This is a genomic window from Cognatiyoonia sp. (assembly GCF_965661665.1).
In the GTDB taxonomy this organism is placed as follows: Bacteria; Pseudomonadota; Alphaproteobacteria; order Rhodobacterales; family Rhodobacteraceae; genus Cognatiyoonia.
The window spans coordinates 69,245-92,807 of record NZ_CBFIEO010000005.1 but is presented as its reverse complement, the minus strand read 5'-3'; the positions used below and the strand labels follow the sequence as shown (position 1 = coordinate 92,807).

Annotated in this window: 23 protein-coding genes and 1 tRNA gene; 6 read left to right on the top strand and 18 right to left on the bottom strand. The window is 56.6% G+C overall.

The features are described from left to right. The first annotated feature begins 425 nt into the window (after nucleotides 1–425). Complete coding sequence (locus ACTF5F_RS04750; RefSeq protein WP_438955735.1) at nucleotides 426–776, top strand: YHS domain-containing (seleno)protein; 351 nt, start codon at nucleotides 426–428, stop codon at nucleotides 774–776. Nucleotides 777–930: 154 nt separating this feature from the next. Next, on the top strand, nucleotides 931–1,401 hold the full coding sequence (locus tag ACTF5F_RS04745) for a CoA-binding protein (RefSeq protein WP_438955734.1): 471 nt from the start codon (nucleotides 931–933) through the stop codon (nucleotides 1,399–1,401). A 51-nt stretch (nucleotides 1,402–1,452) separates the two neighbouring features. On the opposite strand, the gene ACTF5F_RS04740 is transcribed toward ACTF5F_RS04745, so the two are convergent. From ACTF5F_RS04740 to hisA, 3 genes are read right to left on the bottom strand one after another with little or no spacing between them, the layout of a single operon-like run. Beyond that, nucleotides 1,453–1,758, bottom strand: coding sequence for a phosphoribosyl-ATP diphosphatase (locus ACTF5F_RS04740; protein WP_438955733.1), 306 nt, complete (start codon nucleotides 1,756–1,758; stop codon nucleotides 1,453–1,455). Further along, nucleotides 1,755–2,516: an imidazole glycerol phosphate synthase subunit HisF gene (gene hisF / locus ACTF5F_RS04735; RefSeq protein WP_438955732.1), complete on the bottom strand. Its 762-nt coding sequence runs from the start codon at nucleotides 2,514–2,516 to the stop codon at nucleotides 1,755–1,757. The genes ACTF5F_RS04740 and hisF overlap by 4 nt, the downstream gene beginning before the upstream one ends. A 1-nt stretch (nucleotide 2,517) precedes the next feature. Further along, nucleotides 2,518–3,234 (bottom strand): 1-(5-phosphoribosyl)-5-[(5-phosphoribosylamino)methylideneamino]imidazole-4-carboxamide isomerase, encoded by a 717-nt coding sequence (hisA, locus tag ACTF5F_RS04730; protein ID WP_438955731.1) that lies wholly within the window; start codon nucleotides 3,232–3,234, stop codon nucleotides 2,518–2,520. Between the two features lie 134 nt (nucleotides 3,235–3,368). Here hisA and ACTF5F_RS04725 point away from each other — a divergent pair, with 134 nt between their 5' ends. Beyond that, nucleotides 3,369–3,761 (top strand): DUF2147 domain-containing protein, encoded by a 393-nt coding sequence (locus tag ACTF5F_RS04725; protein ID WP_438955730.1) that lies wholly within the window; start codon nucleotides 3,369–3,371, stop codon nucleotides 3,759–3,761. A 57-nt stretch (nucleotides 3,762–3,818) separates the two neighbouring features. On the opposite strand, the gene ACTF5F_RS04720 is transcribed toward ACTF5F_RS04725, so the two are convergent. The 4 genes from ACTF5F_RS04720 to hisB form a co-directional block, all read right to left on the bottom strand. Then, on the bottom strand, nucleotides 3,819–4,328 hold the full coding sequence (locus ACTF5F_RS04720; protein WP_438955729.1) for a PqqD family protein: 510 nt from the start codon (nucleotides 4,326–4,328) through the stop codon (nucleotides 3,819–3,821). A gap of 322 nt (nucleotides 4,329–4,650) precedes the next feature. Further along, nucleotides 4,651–5,106 (bottom strand): transglycosylase SLT domain-containing protein, encoded by a 456-nt coding sequence (locus tag ACTF5F_RS04715; protein ID WP_438955728.1) that lies wholly within the window; start codon nucleotides 5,104–5,106, stop codon nucleotides 4,651–4,653. Nucleotides 5,107–5,164: 58 nt separating this feature from the next. Beyond that, nucleotides 5,165–5,803, bottom strand: coding sequence for an imidazole glycerol phosphate synthase subunit HisH (gene hisH, locus ACTF5F_RS04710; protein ID WP_438955727.1), 639 nt, complete (start codon nucleotides 5,801–5,803; stop codon nucleotides 5,165–5,167). Beyond that, a complete protein-coding gene (gene hisB, locus ACTF5F_RS04705; RefSeq protein WP_438955726.1) occupies nucleotides 5,800–6,387 on the bottom strand; it encodes an imidazoleglycerol-phosphate dehydratase HisB in 588 nt (195 codons plus the stop codon). The genes hisH and hisB overlap by 4 nt, the downstream gene beginning before the upstream one ends. Nucleotides 6,388–6,693: 306 nt before the next feature. Here hisB and ACTF5F_RS04700 point away from each other — a divergent pair, with 306 nt between their 5' ends. Further along, nucleotides 6,694–7,332 carry a hypothetical protein gene (locus tag ACTF5F_RS04700; protein ID WP_438955725.1) on the top strand — a complete coding sequence of 213 codons (639 nt, stop codon included), beginning with the start codon at nucleotides 6,694–6,696 and terminating at the stop codon, nucleotides 7,330–7,332. A gap of 16 nt (nucleotides 7,333–7,348) precedes the next feature. On the opposite strand, the gene ACTF5F_RS04695 is transcribed toward ACTF5F_RS04700, so the two are convergent. The 5 genes from ACTF5F_RS04695 to ACTF5F_RS04675 form a co-directional block, all read right to left on the bottom strand. After that, nucleotides 7,349–8,836 carry an AMP-binding protein gene (locus tag ACTF5F_RS04695; RefSeq protein ID WP_438955724.1) on the bottom strand — a complete coding sequence of 496 codons (1,488 nt, stop codon included), beginning with the start codon at nucleotides 8,834–8,836 and terminating at the stop codon, nucleotides 7,349–7,351. After that, nucleotides 8,833–10,233: an acylating sulfoacetaldehyde dehydrogenase gene (sauS, locus tag ACTF5F_RS04690; RefSeq protein WP_438955723.1), complete on the bottom strand. Its 1,401-nt coding sequence runs from the start codon at nucleotides 10,231–10,233 to the stop codon at nucleotides 8,833–8,835. The genes ACTF5F_RS04695 and sauS overlap by 4 nt, the downstream gene beginning before the upstream one ends. 65 nt (nucleotides 10,234–10,298) lie before the next feature. Further along, nucleotides 10,299–11,267 (bottom strand): tripartite tricarboxylate transporter substrate binding protein, encoded by a 969-nt coding sequence (locus ACTF5F_RS04685; protein WP_438955722.1) that lies wholly within the window; start codon nucleotides 11,265–11,267, stop codon nucleotides 10,299–10,301. 37 nt (nucleotides 11,268–11,304) lie between these two features. Then, entirely contained in the window at nucleotides 11,305–11,769 is a 465-nt protein-coding gene (locus ACTF5F_RS04680) for a tripartite tricarboxylate transporter TctB family protein (RefSeq protein WP_438955721.1), read from the bottom strand. Next, on the bottom strand, nucleotides 11,766–13,277 hold the full coding sequence (locus ACTF5F_RS04675; RefSeq protein ID WP_438955791.1) for a tripartite tricarboxylate transporter permease: 1,512 nt from the start codon (nucleotides 13,275–13,277) through the stop codon (nucleotides 11,766–11,768). The genes ACTF5F_RS04680 and ACTF5F_RS04675 overlap by 4 nt, the downstream gene beginning before the upstream one ends. A gap of 116 nt (nucleotides 13,278–13,393) precedes the next feature. On the opposite strand from ACTF5F_RS04675, the gene ACTF5F_RS04670 reads away from it, so the two are divergent. Continuing rightward, nucleotides 13,394–14,440 carry a LacI family DNA-binding transcriptional regulator gene (locus tag ACTF5F_RS04670; protein ID WP_438955720.1) on the top strand — a complete coding sequence of 349 codons (1,047 nt, stop codon included), beginning with the start codon at nucleotides 13,394–13,396 and terminating at the stop codon, nucleotides 14,438–14,440. A gap of 50 nt (nucleotides 14,441–14,490) precedes the next feature. On the opposite strand, the gene ACTF5F_RS04665 is transcribed toward ACTF5F_RS04670, so the two are convergent. The 6 genes from ACTF5F_RS04665 to ACTF5F_RS04640 form a co-directional block, all read right to left on the bottom strand. Further along, nucleotides 14,491–14,565, bottom strand: a tRNA-Gly gene (locus tag ACTF5F_RS04665). 91 nt (nucleotides 14,566–14,656) lie between these two features. Next, nucleotides 14,657–15,472 (bottom strand): metallophosphoesterase, encoded by an 816-nt coding sequence (locus ACTF5F_RS04660; protein WP_438955719.1) that lies wholly within the window; start codon nucleotides 15,470–15,472, stop codon nucleotides 14,657–14,659. Continuing rightward, nucleotides 15,469–15,972, bottom strand: a complete 504-nt coding sequence (locus ACTF5F_RS04655; RefSeq protein WP_438955718.1) for a YqhA family protein — start codon at nucleotides 15,970–15,972, stop codon at nucleotides 15,469–15,471. The genes ACTF5F_RS04660 and ACTF5F_RS04655 overlap by 4 nt, the downstream gene beginning before the upstream one ends. Then, nucleotides 15,969–16,409, bottom strand: coding sequence for an MAPEG family protein (locus ACTF5F_RS04650; RefSeq protein WP_438955717.1), 441 nt, complete (start codon nucleotides 16,407–16,409; stop codon nucleotides 15,969–15,971). Before ACTF5F_RS04650 ends, ACTF5F_RS04655 begins: the two co-directional genes overlap by 4 nt. Before the next feature lie 102 nt (nucleotides 16,410–16,511). Beyond that, the gene (locus ACTF5F_RS04645; protein ID WP_438955716.1) at nucleotides 16,512–19,958 is read right to left on the bottom strand and encodes a pyruvate carboxylase; all 3,447 of its coding nucleotides are present in this window, start codon (nucleotides 19,956–19,958) and stop codon (nucleotides 16,512–16,514) included. 125 nt (nucleotides 19,959–20,083) lie between these two features. After that, entirely contained in the window at nucleotides 20,084–20,722 is a 639-nt protein-coding gene (locus ACTF5F_RS04640; protein ID WP_438955715.1) for a hypothetical protein, read from the bottom strand. Nucleotides 20,723–21,125: 403 nt separating this feature from the next. Between ACTF5F_RS04640 and ACTF5F_RS04635 the strand changes: the two genes are divergently transcribed. Further along, a complete protein-coding gene (locus tag ACTF5F_RS04635; protein ID WP_438955714.1) occupies nucleotides 21,126–23,516 on the top strand; it encodes an ATP-dependent helicase in 2,391 nt (796 codons plus the stop codon). The last annotated feature ends 47 nt before the right edge of the window (nucleotides 23,517–23,563 follow it).

Sequence of the window (23,563 nt, the reverse complement as noted above, 5' to 3'; positions counted from 1 at the left end):
CGAGAGGGCAGAAATGGTGGCAACGAAGATCGCGAGAAGTTGTTATTGTGACGCGCGCGCGGCGCTGGTTTTGTGCGGCTAAGCGCACCATGAACTGAGCTGTTCAAGCTGTGGCGCGCCATTGCAAGCGCTCAAAATGTTACTAAATGGCTCTGACCGCGTGCCCGTGCCTACGGCGACGCATACCCGCCCAGCGCCTGCAAAGCCCAAGAAAACCAAGCCGTCGCATTGGGGCGAAAAACGCCGTAAGCCCAAGAAAAAAGGGGTTTGGACGAAAGCTCTGGGAAAAGTTTTGGGATGAGATCGAAGATATCTTCGATTGAAACATTTTGGCGCGTTTTTTCACGCCTCAGCGAGGGGGCTAGGTCCTTTGAAACGCGGCTCCGCATTTTAGCATCAATACGATCTGACGCATGGAGACGAAGATGCTGACCCGCCGTTCCCTGATTGGCCTGATGGCCGCCACCCCTGTCGGGCTGCCGTTTTTGGCTGACCCTGCCGCCGCCGCAAGCCTTGAGGTTTTTTTACCAAATGCAGGTGCCATTCGCGGTATTGATCAAGTCGCTTACTGGACTATCGGGGCGCCTGTCGCCGGCAGTGACGATCATATGCTGATGTGGCGAGGTGCGACTTGGAAGTTTGCCAGCGCGGATAATATGGCGATGTTTGAGGCCAACCCAGAGGCCTATGCGCCGCAATACGGCGGCTATTGCGCTTATGCGGTGTCCAAAGGTGACACCGCAACGACCGATCCCGAGGCGTGGACGATTTATTAGGAGAAGCTCTACCTCAACTTTAACCTCACGGTCCGCGGGATTTGGTTAGAGGATATTCCGGGGAATATTTCCAAGGCCAATGCAAATTGGCCGAGTGTTCTGGCCTAAGCCGATCTGACGTTTCCCCTGTCGTGGCTTTGTGTTAGCGATCCTTATGGAATATTCTGACACACTGTTGCGGCGGGTTTTGACCTGCACCAAGACCATCGCGCTGGTGGGTGCATCGGCCAATCCGGTGCGGCCGAGCTATTACGTGGCGCGGTATCTGCAATTGAAGAAATTCCGGGTTATTCCGATCAATCCAGGACTGGCGGGGCAGGAGATTTTGGGGGAGCTGGTCTTTGCTGATTTCTCTTCCATTCCTGTCGATGTGGATATGGTGGACATATTTCGAAGGTCAGAGGCGGTACCGCCGATCGTGGATGAGGCGCTGGAGTGCTGGCCCGACTTGCAAACAATCTGGATGCAGATTGGTGTGGAGCATCCTGAGGCTGCGGCCAAAGCGGATGCGCGGGGTGTTACCGTCATCCAGAACCGCTGTCCGAAGATCGAGTATCAGCGATTATTTGGCGAGTTACGGATGGGCGGCTTCAACACAGGCGTGATTTCGTCGAAGCTACCCTAGCGCGGGGGCCAGCCCCCGCGCCCCCGAGGTATTTTGAGCGAAAGAGAGGGCTTAGCGTGCTGCCTTTTCGTCGATGCCGGATGTGCCTTGGCGTTGGGCGAGTTCGGCCAGCACGTCGTCTAGCGTCACGTCGCGGGCGGCGAGCATGACCAAGAGGTGATAGAGGACATCTGCGGCCTCTGACGTGAGGCGTGCTTTGTCGCCTTTGGTGGCTTCGATGATCGCCTCGACCGCTTCTTCGCCGAATTTTTCGGCGCATTTTGCAGGGCCTTGCGACAAGAGCTTTGCGGTCCAACTGCTTGAGGGGTCAGCGGTTTTCCGGTCAATGATGGTTTTGAAGAGATCGTCGAGGGTCATGTCATCCTCACTGGTATGCCGGCGTTGGCCATATGCGCTTTTGCCTCTGAGATGGTGTAGGTGCCGAAGTGAAAGATCGAGGCGGCGAGCACGGCGGAGGCGCCGCCTTCGGTGACGCCTTCGACAAGGTGGTCGAGGGTGCCGACGCCGCCTGAAGCAATCACGGGCACGTTCACAGCGTCACTGACCGCGCGTGTTAGCGGCAGGTTGAAGCCGGATTTTGTGCCGTCGCGGTCCATTGAGGTCAGTAGGATTTCACCCGCGCCTTTGGCGACGACCGTTTTGGCGAATTCGACAGCGTCAATTCCGGTGGGTTTGCGGCCGCCATGGGTGAAGATTTCCCATTTGCCGGGGGAGACGGTCTTGGCGTCGATGGCCACGACAATGCATTGCGACCCGAAGCGGTCGGCGGCCTCTGCCACGACATCGGGATTTGCTACGGCTGCAGAGTTGAAGCTGACTTTGTCCGCGCCCGCGAGCAACAGATCGCGCACGTCGCGATGAGTGCGGACGCCGCCGCCGATGGTCAGCGGCATGAAGCACTGTTCGGCTGTGCGCGTGGCGAGGTCGAACATCGTTCCACGGTTTTCGTGGGTGGCTTTGATATCGAGAAAGCACAGCTCATCTGCGCCAGCGGCGTTATAGGCGATGGCCTGTTCAACGGGATCTCCTGCGTCGATAAGATCGACGAAGTTGACACCTTTGACGGTGCGGCCTTCAGCAACATCGAGGCAGGGGATGATGCGGGTTTTCAGCATGTCAGGCCAGCATCTCCAACGCCGATGTGAGATCGATGGCCCCATCATAGAGCGCACGGCCGGAGATCGCACCTGCAATGACGCCAGTGTCTTTCAGAGCCTTGAGGTCGTCGATGGAGGAGACGCCGCCAGAGGCGACCACAGGGATGCTGACAGCGCGGGCGAGTGCTTCGGTCGCGGTAACGTTGGGACCTTTCATCGCGCCGTCGCGGAGGATGTCGGTGTAGATGATGGCAGCGATGCCCGAATCCTCAAAGGATTTGGCGAGGTCGATGACCAGCTCATTGGTTTCTTCCGCCCAGCCGCGTGTGGCCACAAAGCCGTTGCGGGCATCAAGGCCGACCGCAACTTTGCCAGGGAATTCCTTGGCCGCTTCGCGCACCAGATCGGGGTTCTCGACGGCAACAGTGCCGAGGATCACGCGGGCTAGGCCTTTGTCGATCCAGTGCTCAATGGTTGCGAGGTCGCGGATGCCACCGCCGAGTTGGGCAGGCACGGGGCAGGCTTTGAGGATCGCCTCAACTGGGGCTGCGTTGACGGGTTCGCCCGCAAACGCGCCGTTGAGATCGACAAGGTGGAGCCATTGGCAACCGGCGGCCACAAACTCTTTCGCTTGGGCGGCGGGGTCGTGGTTGAAGACGGTTGTCTGATCCATGTCGCCGTGCACGAGCCGGACGGCTTGTCCGTCTTTGAGGTCAATGGCGGGGTATAGGATCATGGTGGGGCCCTTTCAGGTGGTCTGAGCGTCCCTATCGCAAGCACGGCGGAGAATTGCAACGGACCCAACGTCATACTTGATTGGCCCGCACCGCAGTTGGCATGGTGCGGCATCACTCAAGGGAGGAGCGAATTATGAAAAAGGTACTTTTGGCGCTAGTCGCTGTTTTTGGGTTTACGACGGCAGCCGCCGCTCAGGACGCAGCCGTTGGCATCTGGCAGACGGAACCTGATGATGGCGCGTTTGCGCATGTTGTCATTTCTCAGTGCGGCAATGCCTATTGCGGCGTGATCCAGCGGACATTCCAAGACGGTGGCGTAGAGTACGAATCTGAAAACATCGGCAAGACGCTTGTGATTGACATGGTGCCAAACGGCGACGGCACATACGCAGGTCAGGTTTGGCGTCCATCCAACAACAAGATCTATATCGGCAAGATGAAAGTCACCGGCGACCGTTTGGAGCTGAAGGGCTGTGTGGCCGGTGGTCTGTTCTGTGCAAGCCAGAACTGGGTACGTGCGAGCTAAGTTGACAAGCTCGTTTGGATTTTGAGAGGGGGCGGTTTCGCCCCCTTTTTTTGTGGCTCAGATTGCATCTGACGCGATGACGAGGCCCGTTTTTCGGAATTGGGCGAAGACCCGTTCGGTATCGGCCTTGATTTCGGCGGGGTTTGTGTCGGGGAATGCTGTCTGGATGATGGTTACTGCGTCTTCCTCGGTCGCCGGTTCCTCCAGCAGAATCCAGATCATTGATGCGTCTTGATTGAGGTTTAACACGCGGGTTTGGTCGTGGTTAGTTACAAAAAGCTCACCGTCAAGTTCGCGTGTTTCTGCGTCAGGGCTGCGGATCAATGCGGCGAGCTTGTTGATGGGGTGGGGGCGAGCGTTCGCGGCGGTAGAGGTCGCGTCCGCTTTGATCGTTGGTGGGGTGGGAAGGTTTTTGAGATTGTCTGTCAGGGTGTCGCAGGCCTTGCCCACGTCTAAGTAAGTCAGTTTGAAGGCTGGAACCGAGCCCGCGAGCTCAAACAGGGTTGTCAAAATAAAACTGGCGTCTTCGTTGCAGGCAAAGTTTTGCTTTAGGAGTTGCGCCAGCATGATGCCGCGGGACTGCGTCTCTAGTAATGCGGCACCATCTTCCTCCCTATGCAGGGATACGAAAGCCTTGATCAGGGCCAGTGTGCCGAACGGCGCGATTTCGGGGCATTAATGTGCCGGTATTGCGCGTTGGACGGCCCCGCGTGTCTTTAGAGATGCTCCACAATTTCGGAAGGGGTGGATTTCTTGGTCATTTCGTGCTCCATTCACGTAGGGGAGTGGACCTAAGTACCGGGTCACAAATACTCATGATTGCGTCATATTTTTGACGGACTGCTCAAAATTCAAGCAAAAGAAATGGTTTCAAATTGGAAACGTGCGCTCAGTCGGGCCGCAATCCAGTCTCCACCAACATCCCGCGGCGTTTGGCTTCATAGTAGTAGCCCCGCGCGTACCACATGACGGCGGTTTCTTCGCTGCCGTCGGAGAGGAGCCATGCGCCGCGCAGGTATTTACCTGCGTATTTGAGGTTGGTTTCTGCGTCCAAAAGCCCGTCCGCAGGACCGCGATGGCCCATTGTGTGGGCGGTTTCTGGCAGAATTTGCATCAATCCGTAGTAGGGGCCGTTGCGGGCCCAGGGGCGGTGGGTGCTTTCGCGGATGATGACGCGGTGGAGCAGGGTGACGGGGATGTCGTGGACGCGGGCGTATTTGTTGATGAGTCGGCGCAGTTCTGGTGTCTCGTTCGGGTATAGTGGCACAGCGTTCGAGACAGTCGTGCGCCGCCGTCCGCAGCCTGTGAGTGCCAGTGTCCCGAGAAGGAATATGCGCCGATCCATGATGTGCCTCGCGTTTTAGTCGCAAGACTAGCGGAGACGGATCAGTGCTGCACCTTTGTTAAGGCTTCCAACGCAGAAAGTTGCCGATCATGCGCAAGCCCGCCTCTTGGCTTTTCTCTGGGTGGAATTGCATGCCGATGACCGTGTCTCGGCCGACAATTGCGGTGACGTGGCCGCCATAGTCGACATGCGCCAAAAGGTGCGCGTCTTCTGCGACATCCATGGCGAAGCTGTGCACGAAATAGGCATGATCGCCGGTTTGAACGCCGTCCAGAACGGGATGCGCTTGCGTGATCACGAGGTCATTCCAGCCCATATGCGGGATTTTTAGCGCAGAATCGCTGGGTGCGATGCGACGAATGTCGCCGGGGATCCAGCCGAGGCCAGCGGTTTCTTCGTATTCATGCCCCGTCGTGGCAAGCATTTGCATCCCAACGCAGATGCCCATGAACGGCACGGCGCGCTTCTCAACCGCTTCGATCATCGCTTCGGCCAAGGCTTTGCGGCCAAAAAGCTCCCCCCGGCAATACGGGAACGCGCCGTCGCCGGGCAGCACAATTCGGTCGGCCTTGGCCACGAGGTCAGAGTCGGAAGTGACGATCACATCTCCGCCGCCAACCAGCGCCGCCATTCGTTCGAAGGCTTTTTGCGCTGAATGTAGATTACCGCTGTCGTAATCGATCAGAACGGTGGTCACAGCGCACCCTTAGTTGATGGGATGGCGTCCGCTTTGCGCGGATCGGTTTCCAGCGCGTCGCGCAAGGACCGTGCGACGGCTTTGAAAGCCGCTTCCGCAATGTGGTGCGCGTTGAACCCGTGGATTTTGTCAATGTGCAACGTGATACCGCCGTGGGTGCTGAGCGCTTGGAAGAATTCACGCACCAATTCAGTGTCGAACGTGCCGATTTTGCCAAACGGCAGGTCGAGGTTGCAGATCAGATAGGGCCGAGCTGAGAGGTCGAGCGCACAGCGCACCTGCGCGTCGTCCATTGCCAAGTGGCAAGAGCCATAGCGCACGATGCCTTTCTTGTGGCCAACCGCTTCGGTGAGCGCTTGGCCCAAGGCGATGCCCACATCCTCAACAGTATGGTGGTCGTCGATGTGCAGATCGCCCCTGGCGCGGATTTTCATGTCAATCAGAGCGTGGCGCGACAGCTGATCGAGCATATGGTCGAAGAACCCAACGCCCGTCTGGTTGTCATAATCACCGGTGCCGTCGAGGTTGATCTCAACACTGATATCCGTTTCAGCGGTTTTCCGCGTGATCTTGGCTGTGCGCATTTTGCTCGCTCCTAGTCTCGGGGAGGGTTATAGACATGATGAGCTGGAGGCCAAGATAGTATGATTATATTATCTTTCGTCTGTTGCTTTCGGACGAGCTGAGGGGCAAGGATGAGACATATTTTTGCCGTTTTGACAAACTCGGATGCACAATGAACGCTCTTGGAGTGTTCAAGTGTGAAGGTTGAAAGTGGTGACAGGCGTATTGATGGCCTGTTAATTGATCAAGACTTTTACACAAACGGTGTTTCGTTGTGGCACAGGGCCAACCAACCGGGCACGCCGGTTACAATCTCGTAAAGCTTTATGACCTTCCGGCCCTTTGGTTCGGATCTCGATATTACTGGATTTCAAGCCATGTGGGCCGCTCAAGAAGCAGCTGTCCAAAACATACTCGCGATGTTAGAAACCTTTGCGAACGTGACATTTGTTCAGAATCCAGATGGATTGGAGGCGGATATACAGTTCGGGACAGCGGTGCCCAATAGCGTCGGATTTGGCACCAAAGGCATTACCTACCTTTCGTGGGACAATTTTGCAGGCAATACGACTTACGGCTGGTTGGACGATGTCAATGTCTTTTTGACGAATGACGACACATCCGAGGCGGATGAGTACGACAATACTCAACCTGACACCTTCGCTTACAGCGTGCTTGTCCATGAGATAGGTCATGCTCTTGGGTTTGAGCAAGTTTGCACAAACGACCCCACAGCGACAAGTGGCCAGCGCATCCGGATCAATGGTATTGCCGCGAACAGCGGCGGTCTTACTGGTGGCACCTCTGTCAGTTCAGATTCGTTTACGGATGCTGATTTCGGTGATGCAACGTTTGATTTCGACACCGTTTTCGCGAGTCTGAACTATGACGAGATTGGTGGGTTCTTAACCGTCACCAGCAGCGAAGCGACCGTGCAGGACACTTTTGGCGCGGCGAGAAACTAACGTACCGCATTGATATTTATACCAAAGACGCGAGTTTCAGGCGCTGGATTTTGCCCGACGGCCCCTTCGGTAGTTCTTTCATGAAATGGATGCTGTCGGGTGATTTGAACGTGCCCAGACGTTCATGACAGATAGAGATTAATTCTGCCTCCGTCAGTTTTGAATCGGGCTTTACGCTCACGGCCGCCTCAACCCGTTCGCCATAGCTTGTGCAGGGGCGGGCGAAGGCAGCGGCCTCTATAATATCGGGTTGGGAATAGAGCACCTCATCAATCTCACGCGGTGCGATGTTTTCGCCGCCTTTGATGATGAGTTCTTTAAGGCGTCCGGTCACGAAGACATACCCATACTCGTCAATATGTCCCAAATCTCCAGTTCTGAGCCAGTCGTCCTTGAACGCCTTTTGTGTGGCCTCAGGATCGTTGAGGTATTCCGCCATCACGTTCGGCCCTCGGACCACAATTTCGCCCTCTTGCAGTCTTGGCGCGTCCTCGAAGGTGGAGGTGACGATGCGCACTTCATTGCCGAAGGCAACACCAGGCGATCCGATCTTTCGTGTGCGGGGGGGGAGGGGGTTTGACAGGATTTGCGCGGCGGTTTCCGTCAGGCCCATCGTTTCGATGATAGGCACCTGAAAACGCTCTTCAAACGCTGTTTGCGTTTCTGTTGCCAGCGCGGAGGAGGCGGACCGACCAAAGCGCGTCCGTTCAAGCACTGCGGAGCTTGGGTTTTTGTTGTTGTGGAGCAAGTGGCTGATAATCGTCGGCACGACGGAGAACCACGTAACCTGCGCCTGATCCGCCTGATCCCAGAACTGACTGGCGGAAAAGCGTGTTGTCATCGCCAGCGATCCGCCTGACACCAGCGCACCCATGACCGTCACGCAAAGGCCATTGATGTGATAGATGGGCAGCACGCAGAACCCGCGATCAGACGGTGTGAGTTCATGCGCTACAGCAGTGGTCCAACCGCCGGCAAGTAGGCTTCCATGGGTGTGTACAACCCCTTTCGGCTGCCCTGTCGTCCCGGACGTGTACATCAACAAGGCGTGTTGCGTTGCATCAAGCGGCTGGAGCGCCCCTTGCATTTGCAACATGTCGTCGGTGATGACCGTGACGTTTGGTGCTGTGTCCTTCGTGACAAGCGCCTGGTGGCTATCATGCACAAACGCAAACCGCGCACCGCTGTGATTGAGTGCGAAGGAAATCGCGTCTGCGCCTGCGGCAAGGTTGATCATGGTCGCGCGGTAGCCCCCGTAAAGGGCGCCATAGAGCGCGAGGATTCCGTCCTCTCCGTTGGGATGAACAATCGCGACGCTTTCTCCGGGCTCAATTCCCAGCCCCGCCAAACCAGCGGCGCGTGTGCGGGCGGCGTCGCGGAGTGTGGCCCAACTGAGCGTGCGGCCCGTCTCCGGAAAGACGAAGGCGACCGCCTCGGTTTCAGCGCGCGCGTCGAGCCAATCCCGAACGGTCCCTTGCGGGGGGCTGGTGCGCGACAGTTTCACTTGCCCGCCTCGTCCCAGTAGGGGCCGAAGATGTCGTCGAGCGTAGGTTCATTCGCCGGAATTTCACGCACGATTTTTGTGGTTTGGATGAAGTGCCGCCAGTGCAGGTTCGTATCGATGGAATTGCCGCCCCATGACCCGCATCCCATGGAAAGAGAAAACGGCATGCCATTGGTGAACGACCCGCCCGTTGCGAAGGTGTGGGCTTGATTGACGATCACACGGCTGGTCGGGATGGCGTTGGCCAGAACCATTGGGCGGGATGGGTCGGCTGAGTGGATGCCGACAGAATGTCCTGCGCCTTGGTGCAGTTGGATTTTTTGGGTCACGTCCACGGCATCGTCAAAGTCTTTGGCGCGGTAAACGGTGAGCACGCGGCTCAATTTCTCTCCCGAAAGCGGGTGGTTCGGCCCGATACCTTTAGTTTCAACGGCGAGATATTCAGTTCCTACGGGCACCTCCTCCGTCAGTCCAAGGGCTGCAATCATGTTGTCGGCATCCTGTGCGATGGCTTGGGGGTTGAGATGTCCTTTGACCCAAAGCTTTGACGTCACCTTTGTCTCATCCGTGATGAGCGCGCCACCGGTCTGGGCCATCGCGTCGACGAAATCATCATATATCGCATCAACGACCACGACAGCGTTCTCTGACGAACATGAGGTGGCATTGTCGAAGGTTTTCGACGCTTTGATTTTCTCAGCAGCAGCAGCAAGGTCTGCGGTTTCATCCACAATGACGGCCACGTTGCCTGCGCCAACCGCCAACGCCGGTGTGCCCGAGGTATAGGCCCGCTTCACGTTGTTCTGGCTGCCGGTGACGACGATCAGATCGGCGATCTCCAATAGGCGCTGTGTTTTCTCTTTCGAGCCGCGGCCGGGGATCATTTGAACCAGGTTACGGTCGATGCCCAGTTTGTCGAATTCTGCCTTGATGTATCCCAAGAGCGCCTCACACGTGGGCACGCCTTTGGGTGAAGGGGACACGACAATTGCGTTGCCGCACTTCAGTGCATTGATGATGTTGTTTGCGGGGGTCGCGCCCGGATTGGTCGAAGGCACAACCGCGCCAATCACGCCCATGGGGCGTGCGATTTCTGTAATGCCTGTCGCGGGGTCGTCCTTGATGACCCCGAACGTGGCGACACCCTTGATGTCGCGCATTAAGCCGAGCGTTTTTCGATGGTTCTTTGTGATCTTGTCAGGAACGTTGCCGAGACCGGTCGTTTCCACGGCCAATTCCGCCAAATGACGGTTCCGCGCCGGCTCCATGATGGCCCAAGCGGCGGCCTCTGCGGCCCTGTCGTATGCTTTCTGAGATCCATTGTTTTCAAATTTGCTTTGCGCGGCTCGTGCGCGTGCAACAATGGCTTCAACCTCAGCGATTGCCTGGTCTGTCATGGCAAAGTCCAAGTCATTAAAATAGGGTGTGAGCAGCGCCAGAAACCGGCGCCGCCCTACGTTGTTTAGAGGCCTTCGAGAAGGTCTTCCAGAGTCTCTTGCCGTGCCGCCCACATCGCCAACACTTCGTCGCGTGTCATGATGTGCATGGGCGATCCGCCAGCCTTCATGCGCTTTTGAACGCGACCGTTTTCGAACATGGTGGGGACAATCGCTGCCAGATGATCGATGATTTCCTGTGGCGTTCCTTTTGGCACCATTACACCGCGAAAGTTCACGGATGCGTTGTCGATGTCGTAGCCTTGCTCCATCATTGTTGGCACGTCTGGCAGGAATGCGTTCCGTTCCAGGTCAAAGACGCCGAGGATTTTGACGTTGCCAGCAGCTTGTGCGCGGAAGGCATCGGACAGGTTATTAACGCCGCCCAAAACCTCACCCGCGATAACAGCGCGCATTGCACCTGCGCCGCCCGCATTGTTCGGGATGTAGGCCAGTTTAACGCCAGCCGCTTTCTCAAGCTGCAGCGCTGCGATGTGGTGGCCAACAAACAGACCCGCGCCTGAGAATGTCAGCCCGCCTGGGTTTTCTTTCGCATAGTTGACGACGTCTTCCATGGAGTTGAATTCGCTGTCTGCGCCAACGACGAAGACGGCTGGGTCAGCGCCCCAGTTTGCGATCGGTTCGAAATCAGCCGCGGAATAGGACACGCCCCCTTCGATCGATTGCGCGATAAAGTGTGGGATGTTGTAGGCGCCAAGTGTGTAGCCATCGGCGTCAGCTTCTGTTGCGAACCAGTTCCAGCCGACACGGCCACCCGCGCCCGGACGGTTGACGATGGCGATGGGCATGCCGAGGGCATCCTCATTGCCTGCTGTCATGGTCACGATCCGTGCTTGGAAATCCGTCGCGCCACCAGCGCCATAGCTGACCATCAGCATGATTGGCCGTTCTGGGTAGCTGCCATGGCTTTCAGCCTGCGCTGTTCCTGTCATAGCCGCTAAGGCCAGTGCGGCCCCTGCAATCCATTTTTTCATTGTATCCTCCCTAGGGTTAAACTGCCGCTGCTGCGGTTCAGAAAAAGAGTTCGCGTGGTGTGAAGACGTTCAAGAGCTGTGCGAAGAGCCCGTACATCACCAGCATGAAACCTGCCGTGATGGCGAGCCGTTTCAGCCAGGTCTTGAGTTCTTTGTGTGGCGCCGGATCGTAGAGCGACACCAAGGTGAAGAAAGCGATCGTTGTGGCTGTGTAAAAGCCAAGGCCCTTCGCTGCCCAAAAGACGTAGATGAGCAAGACAACGAGGCCGGGCGCCATGTTCTTCATCGCTGCGGCGCTGACACCATTTCCCACTTTTGTTCTACCCAGGACCGCCTTTGCAAAGGTCCAGATCGCAAGGACGGCAAAGACGGACGAAATCAAACGCGGGAAAATGAATGCATCCGCTGGTTCCTGTGTGAAGCTGATGTAGGCGATCATGATGCCAACGGCTGCGATGATGCCGGAGGCTGCGATATGCTGGCTGCGAGGAAGCTCTGTCATGACAACGCCTCCTCTTTCGCGACAGCGTCGTCCTTGGTTGTGTAGCGTCTTTGCGCAATCTCCATCCAGACCGAATAGGAGATCGACGCAAGTACGATCAGAATAAGCAACCAGTTCAGCCAACCCGTAAAGAAGTAGGAGCTGACACCCACGGTAGCATTCGCGATCATGGAGCCTTGGATGAAGTTCGCCTCTGCAATTGGGCCAAGGATCAGTCCGAGGACCAGAGGAGCGGCTGAGAACCCAAAGCGCTCAAGGAAGTACATTCCGAGACCAAGGCTCGCCATAACATAGACGTCGCCCATTGAGTTCTGAACAGAGTAGCTGCCAAAGACCGCAAGCCCCAGCACGATGGCCGCCATGACAGCATGGGGCACCCGTGCGACGCTGGCTGCAAGCCCTGCGATGTAGAGGCCGAAAATGCACATCAGGATTTGGCCGATGAGCATAGAGTCAATAAAGGTCCATGCCACCTGCGGATAGTTCATGAAGAGGTCCGGCCCGGGAAAAATTCCGTGGATCAGGAGGCCGCCCAGAAGGACCGCAGCGGTCGGGGAGCCTGGGATTGAGAGTGTGAGCAGTGGCACCAGCGACGGACCGACCATTGCGTTATTGGCGCTTTCCGCAGCGATGACACCTTCGCTGTGGCCGGTGCCAAATTTTTTGCTTTCTTTGCTGAATTTCTTGGACTGGTCGTAGGCCACGAGCCCCGCGATCTGCCCGCCGACGCCAGGGATGAGGCCGATGATGGAACCCGTGATGGTGCCAATGGCAAGGGCGGTCTTGCGTCTAAAAACCTCGAGGAAGGCCAAGCGGATCGGGTGGCGTTTTACGCTGATCACCTCTGCATCATCGCTTGACCGACCTTTCGTGAACATCGTGATGACCTGTGGGATGGCGAACAATCCGATGAGCGCGGGAATGACGTTGATCCCGCCGCTGACAGCAGGATGGAAAATGAACCGCTGCGCGCCCATGATGTCATCAAACCCGATCGTGGCGAGCCACAAGCCGATGCAGCCTGACAGCAAACCTTTTACGACAGAACTGGAATCGAGCGTCCCGATAACGGTGACGCCAAGGATTGCGAGCCAGAAGAGGTGCGATGGCCCGAACGCCAGCGCCCATTGCGCCAAAACCGGCGTCAGGAAAATCAGAAGGAACACGCCAAACAGCCCGCCAACGGCGGAAGCGAGGAAGGACAGTTGCAGTGCCTTTGCGCCGTCGCCCTTGGTCGCCATGGTGTGACCGTCAAGCGTGGTGGCGATGTTTGCCGGTGCCCCGGGGATTTTCAACAAAATGGCGCTCACAGCTCCGCCTGCGACGGTAGAAGTATAGGCCGCCCCTAGCAAAATCAGCCCTTGCTGCGGTTCCAATTGAAAGGTGAACGGGATGAGGAGCGCTACAGCCATCGTCGGTGACAGCCCCGGCGTTGCGCCAAGGATCAATCCGCCAACGGTGCCTAGCACCAACAAGGCAAAATTGATCGGCGTAAATACGTCGCCCATGTAAAACAGGAAATCCAACTTGCCTGTCTCCTCCCAGTTAAGGCTTGACCATTAACGCTAAGCGATGAAAATAGTTTTGCAAATGTTTTCATAAATTCAGCAAATTTGGTTTTTAAGTGTATAAAAAAAAAGAAAAAAAAGTAGATATTGTCTCAGTCGCCAAGGCGGCTGGTGTCTCAGCCTCGACCGTGTCTCGGTATTTTAACCACCCTGATCTGCTGAAACCCGCGACCCGCAAACGCATCGATTCAGCGGTCCGCCGCACCGGCTATATCCGAAATCGGGCGGCGCAAACCATTCATGGCATTCGGTCTGGGACGATTGGCGTTTTGATCCCAACGCTGGACCACGCGATCTTTGCCGAAGTGGTGCAGGCGTTCTCCGACACTGTTGCGGAGCGCGGATTTACAATCCTTCTGGCGTCACATGGCTATGACCTGCAACGTGAGTATGCGATCTTGCGCAAGTTTCTCGAGCACCGCGTCGATGGCGTTGTCTTGACGGGTCTGGAACACGACGACGCGGTCTTCCGACTGCTCAGGCAGCAGGGCATTCCAGCGGTGATGATGTGGAATTACGCGGCAGATTCGCCTTTTCCGTCGATTGGGTCTGACAATGAATTGGCAGGGCAGATGATTGCCGAACATGTTCTGGCTTTGGGGCACCGAAAGATTGGATGCATTTTTCCACCCACAGAAGGCAATGACCGCGCGCTTGCGCGGAGGGAGATTGTTCTGAGCACTTTGGCAAATGCCGGGGTCGTGGTGCCTGAGGCGTGGTCGCTGACAACCGTTTACAGCATCTCCGCCTCAAAGAAGGACACGCAGGTGCTTTTGTCTGCTGAGGACAGGCCAACAGCAATCATCTGCGGCAATGATATTCTTGCGACGGGCGCGCTTTACGGTGCGAAGGCCATGGGGCTGTCGGTGCCGGAGAACATCTCAATCGCGGGCATCGGTGATTTCAAGGGCTCTGCAGAGATTGAACCGGCGCTGACAACCGTGCGACTGCCCGCAAAGCGGATTGGCTGCGAAGCGGCCAATGCACTAACACGGGCGATAATTGCACGGGGCGACGGATTTCATCAAAGCCTACATTGTGAGCCTGTCTTTGTGGATCGGAGCTCAACTATAGCGATCCACCAGACCCGCTCATCACCTTAGGCAATCTTTCGCAGCTGGTGACATCTTCCGAGTGTGATGGTTTTTCAAATTGGAGCGGGCGATGAGATTCGAACTCACGACCCTAACCTTGGCAAGGTTATGCTCTACCCCTGAGCTACGCCCGCGAACCAATTTGTCTGGCTCCACTATAATCAGATCAGCTACTCTGCAAGTCAAAAATTGCATCGAAGCTGGAAATTTGAGTGTTCTTGCGCGTTAGCCGGAGAGGGAGCCGATATCGGTTTGAACTTCGGCTTCGATGCCAACGTCCTCACTGTGGAAAACCACGCCGCTCTCGTGCAGCAGGGCAAGGCCGTAGCTGCCTGGTTCATCCAGTGACAGCGTTGGATCAGGCTTCTTGAGTTCCAATGGCCCGTGGTGGCAAGTGCTTTTCAGCATGCTCCAAGAAACACCGTTGAGCCTGCCTGAGATGGTCCGGTGGACGTGCCCGCAAAAAAGGTGCGCGTTTTCATACTGCGCGAGCATGGCCAAGAGGTCGGGGCCATCTTTGAGCTTGATGTAATCCATTCCGATGATGCCGGTGTCAAACGGGGGGTGGTGGGCGAAAACGAGCGGGATGCGCCCGTCCGCACCGTCGAGCGCCGCTTTCAGCCAGCCCAACCGTGCCTCCCCCAGCAGCCCCGCATGGTGCCATTTAGGGTAGGGGGGACCGTCCAGCGTGTCGAGGGTGATGATCCGGTGCATTGGAAGATCGAGAATGGATTGGATGTGACCGTCAACCGTTTGGGGGGCGTTTGGGAAAACCTCCAAGAACGCATCGCGGCGGTCGTGGTTTCCGATCATTGGGATCACCGGCATCGGGATGTCCGTCAGCTCGGACGCAAAGCGTTGATATTGGGACACTCGGCCGTGGTGCGTGAGGTCGCCCATCAGTATCAGTGCCTCCGCGTCGGGATGCGCCTCAAGTGCTGCATCACGGGCCTTGCAAAAGCGTGCCAGTGGGTCGAGCCCTATGATATCTTCCCCTTCGTCCGTGATGTGGATGTCGGTCATGCAGATGAGTTTCTTCATTCGTTAGTCGTCTCGGTCTTTGTGGCCGCGGCTTTCCCGCTTGTTGTCTGTGACAGGAAATAACTCAGCGAGACGATTACAGCGGCAATTGCGATGCCATAGCCAAGCAGATCGCGTTGACCGTCCCAACTGACCACTTGACCGAGGAAGAGCACGCCCAACACAACGATCACGACCGCGATCAATTTATTTTTCAGGTCGTCGAGCGTGGTGATGGAGAGCCAAGCGGGGACTTTGACGTTGGTGCTGATGAACAACTCGTAAAACCCGATGGCCACGATATAGAAGACCGTGCCGAGCAGAAAAAGATCAATGATCTCAATGAACTCTAGCGCGAGCGCTTTGGCAACTTTGCGGGAGACTTCGCCCTCAGAAATCGTGCTTTCGATGAGAAAGATCGTTTCAATCAATCCAAAGATCAGCAGCGTTGTCGCCGCAAACAGCGCCCCAATGACCGCGAGGATGATAAGAAAGCGGCTGTTGCCGAGTAGACTGCTCATGAAAGTGACCCTCCCTGCGCGGACTGTCGTTCGTGGGGCGGAGGGCTGTCAAGCAGGGCGGCCAGGACATTCGCGAACATCGCCAAAGCCACGGCGATTAGCGTCAGCAGCACTTTCCATTTGCGGTAGAAGAACTGCTTGGGAATGTACGACATTCCGATCCCGCGCATCACACGGCCAATCAGCAGGACCAAGCCCGTGGCGCAAACGAGGGGTGCAGAGACGCCCGTGAGCTCCGCGGTCAACATGAGAAACAGTGTAATTGGCGTGTATTCCGTCCAATTGCCCTGCGCCCTGATCTTGGCCTGAATGTGTGAGCTGTCATTGGCGCCATAGGCAAACAGTTTGCCCCGCCGCTCCGCAATGACCCGCCATGAGAACAGCAGAAAAAGCGCCACGAGTGGCAGGGCGTAAAGGGGCGTGATGAGAGCGGTCATTGGGGTCCTCCTATCAAGGAGGAGCCTAACAACCCTTTACATTGGATCAAGATAGGACGCGAGGTCAGCCCACCGACGCAAACGTCCGGTGGGCCGAACACATTAATCTTCGAATTCGACCAGCAGGTCTTTGGCGTCGATTTGGCCACCGGCGGAGACATGAACTGCTTTTACGACCGCATCGCGTTCCGCGTGAATGCCCGTCTCCATCTTCATGGCTTCGATGGTGAGCAACAGGTCGCCTTCTTTGACCTCTACCCCAGCTTTGGCGGCAACTGTCGCCACAACGCCAGGCATTGGTGCGCCGATATGGTTTGCGTTGCCATCTTCTGCTTTGGGCCGCGAGACTTTCTTAGCTTCCACCAAGTGGTTCATTACGCGAACGGTGCGTGGTTGGCCGTTGAGTTCAAAGAAAACTTTGACTTCTCCATCTTCATTGACGTCACTGACCGCCTGCATCCGGATTTCGAGAATTTTGCCTGGGTCAATTTCTGCCACGATTTCTTCGCTAGGCGACATGCCGTAAAAGAAGGTTTTGGTCGGCAGCGTGCGGACTGGTCCGTACTTTCTGTGGCGGCTCGTGTAGTCGAGGAAAACCTTTGGATACATTAGGTATCCGTTCAGATCCTCATCATCTACATTCTTACTGTCGAGCTGATCGGAGAGGTCTTTGCGGGTGGCTTCCAAATCAACCGGTTTGAGCGCGGCACCAGGGCGTTCGGTGCTGGCTTTTTCGCCTTTGAGCACCTTTTTCTGGATTGCTTTCGGCCATCCGTCAGGGGGTTGACCCAAGCTGCCACGCATCATTTCGACGACGGAGTCGGGGAAGACCACTTCGGTCTTGGGGTCTTCGACGTCTTTTTGAGTCAGGTTTTGGCTGACCATCATCAGGGCCATATCGCCGACCACCTTGGAGGATGGTGTCACCTTTACGATGTCGCCGAACATCTGGTTCACGTCGGCATAGGTCTGGGCGACCTCGTGCCAGCGTTCTTCCAAGCCAAGGCTGCGGGCCTGTGCCTTGAGGTTTGTGAACTGACCGCCCGGCATCTCGTGGAGGTAGACTTCCGATGCTGGCGCTTGCAGGCCGCTTTCGAATGCGGCGTAATGCTCGCGCACCTGTTCGAAGTAGTTGCTGATGCTGCGGATCGCCTTGATGTCGAGCCCGGTGTCGCGCGGCGTGCCCCGCAAGGCTTCGACGATGGAGCCGAGCGTTGGCTGTGACGTGTTGCCGGAGAGCGCATCCATTGCCGCATCCACACAGTCCACCCCAGCATCTGCGGCTGCAAGCACGGTTGCGATGGCCGCGCCTGATGTGTCGTGGGTGTGGAAGTGGATTGGAAGATCGGATTCTTCCTTTAGTGCTTTGATAAGAACCGTGGCCGCCGCTGGTTTCAGCAGGCCAGCCATGTCTTTAAGGCCCAGAACATGCGCGCCGGCCTTCTCAAGCTCTTTCGCCATGCCGACGTAGTATTTCAGGTCATACTTGCTGCGGCTTGGGTCCAGAATGTCGCCGGTGTAGCAGATCGTGCCTTCACAGACCTTTTTGGCCTCAATCACCGCGTCCATTGCCACGCGCATGTTGTCGACCCAGTTGAGGCTGTCGAAAACACGGAACACATCGACGCCAGAGACAGCGGCCTGTCGCACAAACTCTTGCACCACGTTGTCAGGGTAGTTCGTGTAGCCAACACCATTCGACGCCCGCAAAAGCATCTGCGTCATGATGTTGGGCATCTTCTCCCGAATGTCACGCAGGCGCTGCCACGGGCATTCCTGCAAGAAGCGATAGGCCACGTCGAACGTTGCGCCGCCCCAGCACTCGACTGAGAAGAGCTGGTTCATCTTTGTGGCGTACGCGGGGGCCGCGTTGATCATGTCGAATGAGCGCATACGGGTCGCCAATAGCGATTGGTGGCCGTCGCGCATGGTTGTGTCGGTGATTAGCAGTTGGTCCTGCTCTTTCATCCAGTCAGCAACAGCCTTTGGCCCTTTGTCCATCAGGATGTTGCGGGTGCCGTTGGGGATGTCTCTGGTCGGCTTCACGGGAGGCCGAGGGGCTTTCAAATCCGCAGGTGGGCGCGGACGGTCGGCCGTTTCGGGATGACCGTTGACGGTAATGTCGGCGATATAGGTCAGGATTTTTGTGGCGCGGTCGCGGCGCTTTGCGAAGTTGAAAAGGTCCGGCGTCGTGTCGATGAATTTCGTCGTGTATTCGTTAGATAGGAAGGTCGGATGTTTCAACAGGTTCTCGACGAATTCAATGTTGGTGGACACACCCCGGATGCGGAATTCGCGCAGGGCGCGGTCCATCCGGTGGATCGCTTGCTCTGGCGTTGGCGCCCGCGCTGTGACCTTCGTAAGCAAGGAATCATAGTAGCGGGTGATGACTGCGCCAGAGTAAGCCGTGCCTTCGTCAAGACGCACACCTGGACCCGTTGCGGAGCGGTAGGTCTGGATCCGTCCGTAATCTGGAATGAAGTTGTTGCGCGGGTCTTCGGTTGTGACGCGGCACTGAAGCGCGTGTCCGTCAAGTTTCACATCATATTGGGATGCGCAGCCCGTTGCCGTTGCCAAATGCTTGCCTTCCGCGATCAGGATTTGGGCGCGCACGATGTCGATGCCGGTGACTTCTTCGGTGACGGTGTGTTCCACCTGCACGCGTGGGTTTACCTCGATGAAGTAGAAATCGCCTGAGTCCATATCCATCAGGAATTCGACCGTGCCGGCGCATTCATAATTCACATGGGCGCAAATTTTCTTGCCAAGGTTACAGAGCTGTTCGCGCTGCGTTTCTGACAGGTAGGGGGCAGGTGCGCGTTCGACGACCTTTTGGTTGCGGCGCTGGACGGAGCAGTCACGTTCCCACAGGTGATAGATCTCGCCATGCTGGTCGCCAAGGATTTGAACCTCAACGTGACGCGCGCGGGTGATCATCTTTTCTAGATAGCCTTCGCCGTTGCCGAAGGCGGCTTCGGCTTCGCGACGACCTTCCAGAACCTTTTCTTCCAATTCGTCCTCGCCCTCGATAGGGCGCATCCCGCGACCGCCACCGCCCCATGACGCTTTCAGCATCAGCGGGTAGCCGATTTCAGCCGCTTCTTTCTTGATGGCCGACATATCGTCGCCCAAAACGTCGGTTGCTGGAATTACGGGCACGTCCGCCTGAATTGCAACACGGCGGGCGCTGGCTTTGTCGCCCAACTGGCGCATCGTCTTGGCCTTCGGGCCGATGAAGGTAATGCCGTTGGCTTCACAGGCATCGACGAAATCAGGGTTTTCCGACAAAAGGCCGTAGCCTGGGTGGATAGCGTCGGCACCGGACATTTTTGCCACGCGAATGATCTCATCAATGCTGAGGTAGGCCGCAACAGGCCCCAAATCTTGCCCAATCCGGTAGGCTTCGTCGGCTTTAAAGCGGTGCAGACCAAGTTTGTCCTCTTCCGCGAAGACCGCAACCGTCTTTTTCCCCATCTCATTCGCGGCCCGCATGATGCGGATTGCAATCTCGCCGCGGTTGGCAATGAGGATCTTTTGAAAGTTCTTCATGGGCAGGGGTCCTTTTGCAGTTGCAGCATTACTATGCGTCAACGACAGGAAGGTCTATACGTGAAAACGCGTAGAAATCGCGCGATGATGCGTCATTATTTACGTTTTCTGTTCGGTTTTCGCGATTATTCGGCCCAAAGTGAATTCGAGGTGAGCCAGCTGAGCCAATGATTTTTTGGTATTGTTGGCAAGTCGATGGGCTGGCCAGGATCAAGGGTGAGAATTTGTGTGCTGACATACACGCTGTTTATAAAGGTGATTATTTTAACTTTCAGAGAGCTTTTGTTCGGGAGTGCCAAAGTCGCCCGTGCGTGTCCGTCAATCGGATACGCCACAAAGCCGGCATAAATCTTTAGATCGTCGATTGAGGGCGGTTCAATGGGGTCGTCAACGTTGCATATCGACATTGCGAGCACGGCATCAAAAGGCGTTTGGTAGGGCACCTGTAGGTCCGTTGGGTGAACCATGACCGACATTGCGTCCAGGTCGCCGCTTCCGTCCGCTGAGAACAGGGTGACGTCATTGAGCATGGTCTTTCCAAAATCATATGTCCCGCTCTCGCGAAAAGCGCCGTATGAAACCCGCCCGTCAGATCCGGCCAACCCTGCTGCTGATACACCGAAGACAGTGTCTATGTCCGCCGCGGCGAGATGTGCGTAGACTTCGATTGAGGAGTCTTGTCGATCCAGGATGATTTGCAAGTCTGGGCCAGCTACGGCTGCATGAGCGCTAAGCGTGCTGCTGATAGCGGTGATATGAAACATCTTTCTAAGCACCGCACACAGCTAGCGCTGCGCGTAAGCCAGTCAATGAAGGCAGGACAAAGCGCTTTGTTTGACCCGGATATCGCCGCATAACAGCAAACATCGCACGTGCGCATGCGCCCACCCGGCAAGGTTCTGCTTTGCATCTTTCTGTGCGTCATGCGGTCGATCGGATCGGTTGACACAAGGCGGAGATTTCTGGTGCGTATCTCGATTCCGAGGTCGGATCACACAGGAAGTTTCGGGCGGCAAGACACGGGGCAAAGGTCAGCAAAGGATTGCCGGTCAGAAGCCGAACAGGATCACCCGCGACCGTTCTGGTGACTGTTACATTGCACTGAAGTTGAGAGAACGGAAGTAGAACACCCTTTTCTCTGTCCGGAAGGGGCGTTATGTGTTGCGCATGAGCAGTTTTTCAGAAGATGACGCCTTCGTAGCCGCTGTCCCGTTGTCACAACGGGCGATGGCGGCGCGGCCTGCGCCATATTTGGATGAGCTAAATCAAGCGCAGCGCAAAGCGGTGGAGGTGTTGCAAGGTCCGGTGCTGATGCTTGCAGGGGCAGGGACAGGCAAGACCAAAGCGCTGACAAGCCGGATTGCGCATTTGCTGATGACGGGCACGGCGCGTCCGAATGAGATTTTGGCCGTGACCTTTACCAACAAAGCCGCGCGGGAGATGAAGACCCGCGTGGGCCGCTTTTTGGGGGAGGCGGTCGAAGGGATGCCGTGGCTCGGCACCTTTCACGCGATCTGTGTGAAGCTGTTGCGGCGGCATGCGGAGCTTGTAGGTTTGAAGTCGAACTTCACGATCCTCGACACTGATGACCAGATACGGTTGCTCAAACAATTGATCATGGCCGCGAATATCGATGAGAAACGATGGCCCCCTCGGATGCTGTCGGGCATCATTGATGGCTGGAAAAACAAAGCCTACACGCCGGATGCTGTGCCCGTCGCAGATAGCGGGGCGTTCGATCATAAGGGTGTAGAGCTTTACGCCGGGTATCAGGCGCGCTTGAAGGAGCTGAATGCCTGTGACTTTGGTGATCTGCTATTACATATGGTCACGATCTTTCAAAAGAACCCTGATGTCTTGGAGCAATACCAACGCTGGTTCCGCTTCATCTTGGTGGACGAATATCAGGACACAAACGTCGCGCAGTATCTTTGGCTGCGGCTTTTGGCCGGTGGTCACAAAAACATCTGTTGCGTCGGCGACGACGATCAATCGATCTACGGCTGGCGTGGCGCAGAAGTGGGCAACATCCTGCGATTTGAGAAGGATTTCCCAGGTGCACATGTCGTCCGGCTGGAGCAAAACTATCGCTCTACCGGCCATATCCTTGGCGCTGCTGCTGGTGTCATCGCCGCGAACAAGGGGCGGCTTGGCAAGACGTTGTTCACTGAAGGGGACGATGGAGAAAAGGTGCGCTTGATCGGCCATTGGGACGGCGAAGAGGAAGCGCGCTGGATCGGTGAAGAGGTGGAGGCGCTGCAGCGTGGGACGCGCGGGCTTGAACCCTATTCTCTGGATGACATGGCGATCCTTGTGCGTGCTTCGCACCAGATGCGCGCCTTCGAAGATCGGTTTTTGACGATTGGCCTGCCATATCGTGTGATTGGTGGCCCGCGTTTTTACGAGCGTTTGGAAAATCGAGACGCAATGGCCTATTTCCGGCTTGCGGTGAGCCAAGACGATGATCTGGCGTTTGAGCGGATCGTTAACACGCCGAAGCGGGGCCTTGGTGACAAAGCGGTGCAAACGATCCAACGGACGGCCCGCGCCAATGGTGTGTCACTGGTCGAAGGCGCGCGGCTTGTGGTGCAAGGCAAGCTTTTGGGCGGAAAGGGCCTGAAAGAGCTGGGAATTCTGGTGGATGGTCTGGACCGTTGGCACGCGCAGGTGCGCGCCGAAGCGGATACTCATGTTGAACTGGCTGAAATGATCCTGGACGAGTCAGGCTACACAGGCTTTTGGCAGAACGACAAAACGCCAGAGGCACCTGGACGGTTGGAAAACCTCAAGGAATTGGTCAAGGCGTTGGAGAATTTCGACAATCTGCAAGGGTTCCTCGAACACGTCAGCCTGATCATGGACAATGAGAGCGAGGACGCTGAGGAGAAGGTGTCGATCATGACGCTCCACGCGGCCAAAGGTTTGGAATTTCCAGCAGTGTTTCTGCCGGGGTGGGAAGACGGGTTGTTTCCGTCGCAGCGGTCGATGGATGAAGGCGGGTTGAAGGGCCTCGAAGAGGAACGGCGCCTGGCCTATGTCGGGATCACGCGGGCCGAACAAATTTGTACGATTTCCTTTGCAGCGAACCGGCGGGTGTATGGGCAATGGCAAAGTTCCATGCCGTCGCGGTTCATCGATGAGTTGCCGACCGATCATGTGAAGGTGCTGACACCTCCCGGTTTATATGGGGGCGGCTTTGGCGCGGCTGGGATGGCGGCGAGAACCAGCCCGTCGATGCAAGGTATGATGGGGTCAGACCTGCATGAGCAGGCCTCAAAGGCAGATGTCTACAATTCCCCCGGATGGCGGCGGCTGCAGGCGCGGAGCCAGCAGCGCGGCATGTCGCAACCCACCGAGGCGCGCAATATGACCATCGATCTGGATGCTGTGAGCGCGTTCACAGAAGGCGACCGCGTGTTCCATCAGAAGTTTGGCTACGGCGAAGTGATGGGGATCGAAGGTGATAAGCTCGATATCGAGTTTGACAAAGCGGGTTCGAAAAACGTCGTTGCACGGTTTATTGTGAGTGCCGCGCAGGCGGACGACATTCCGTTCTAGTCTGTCTGGTGCCGCTCTTGCCAGTCGGCAAGACGCCCCACCCGCCA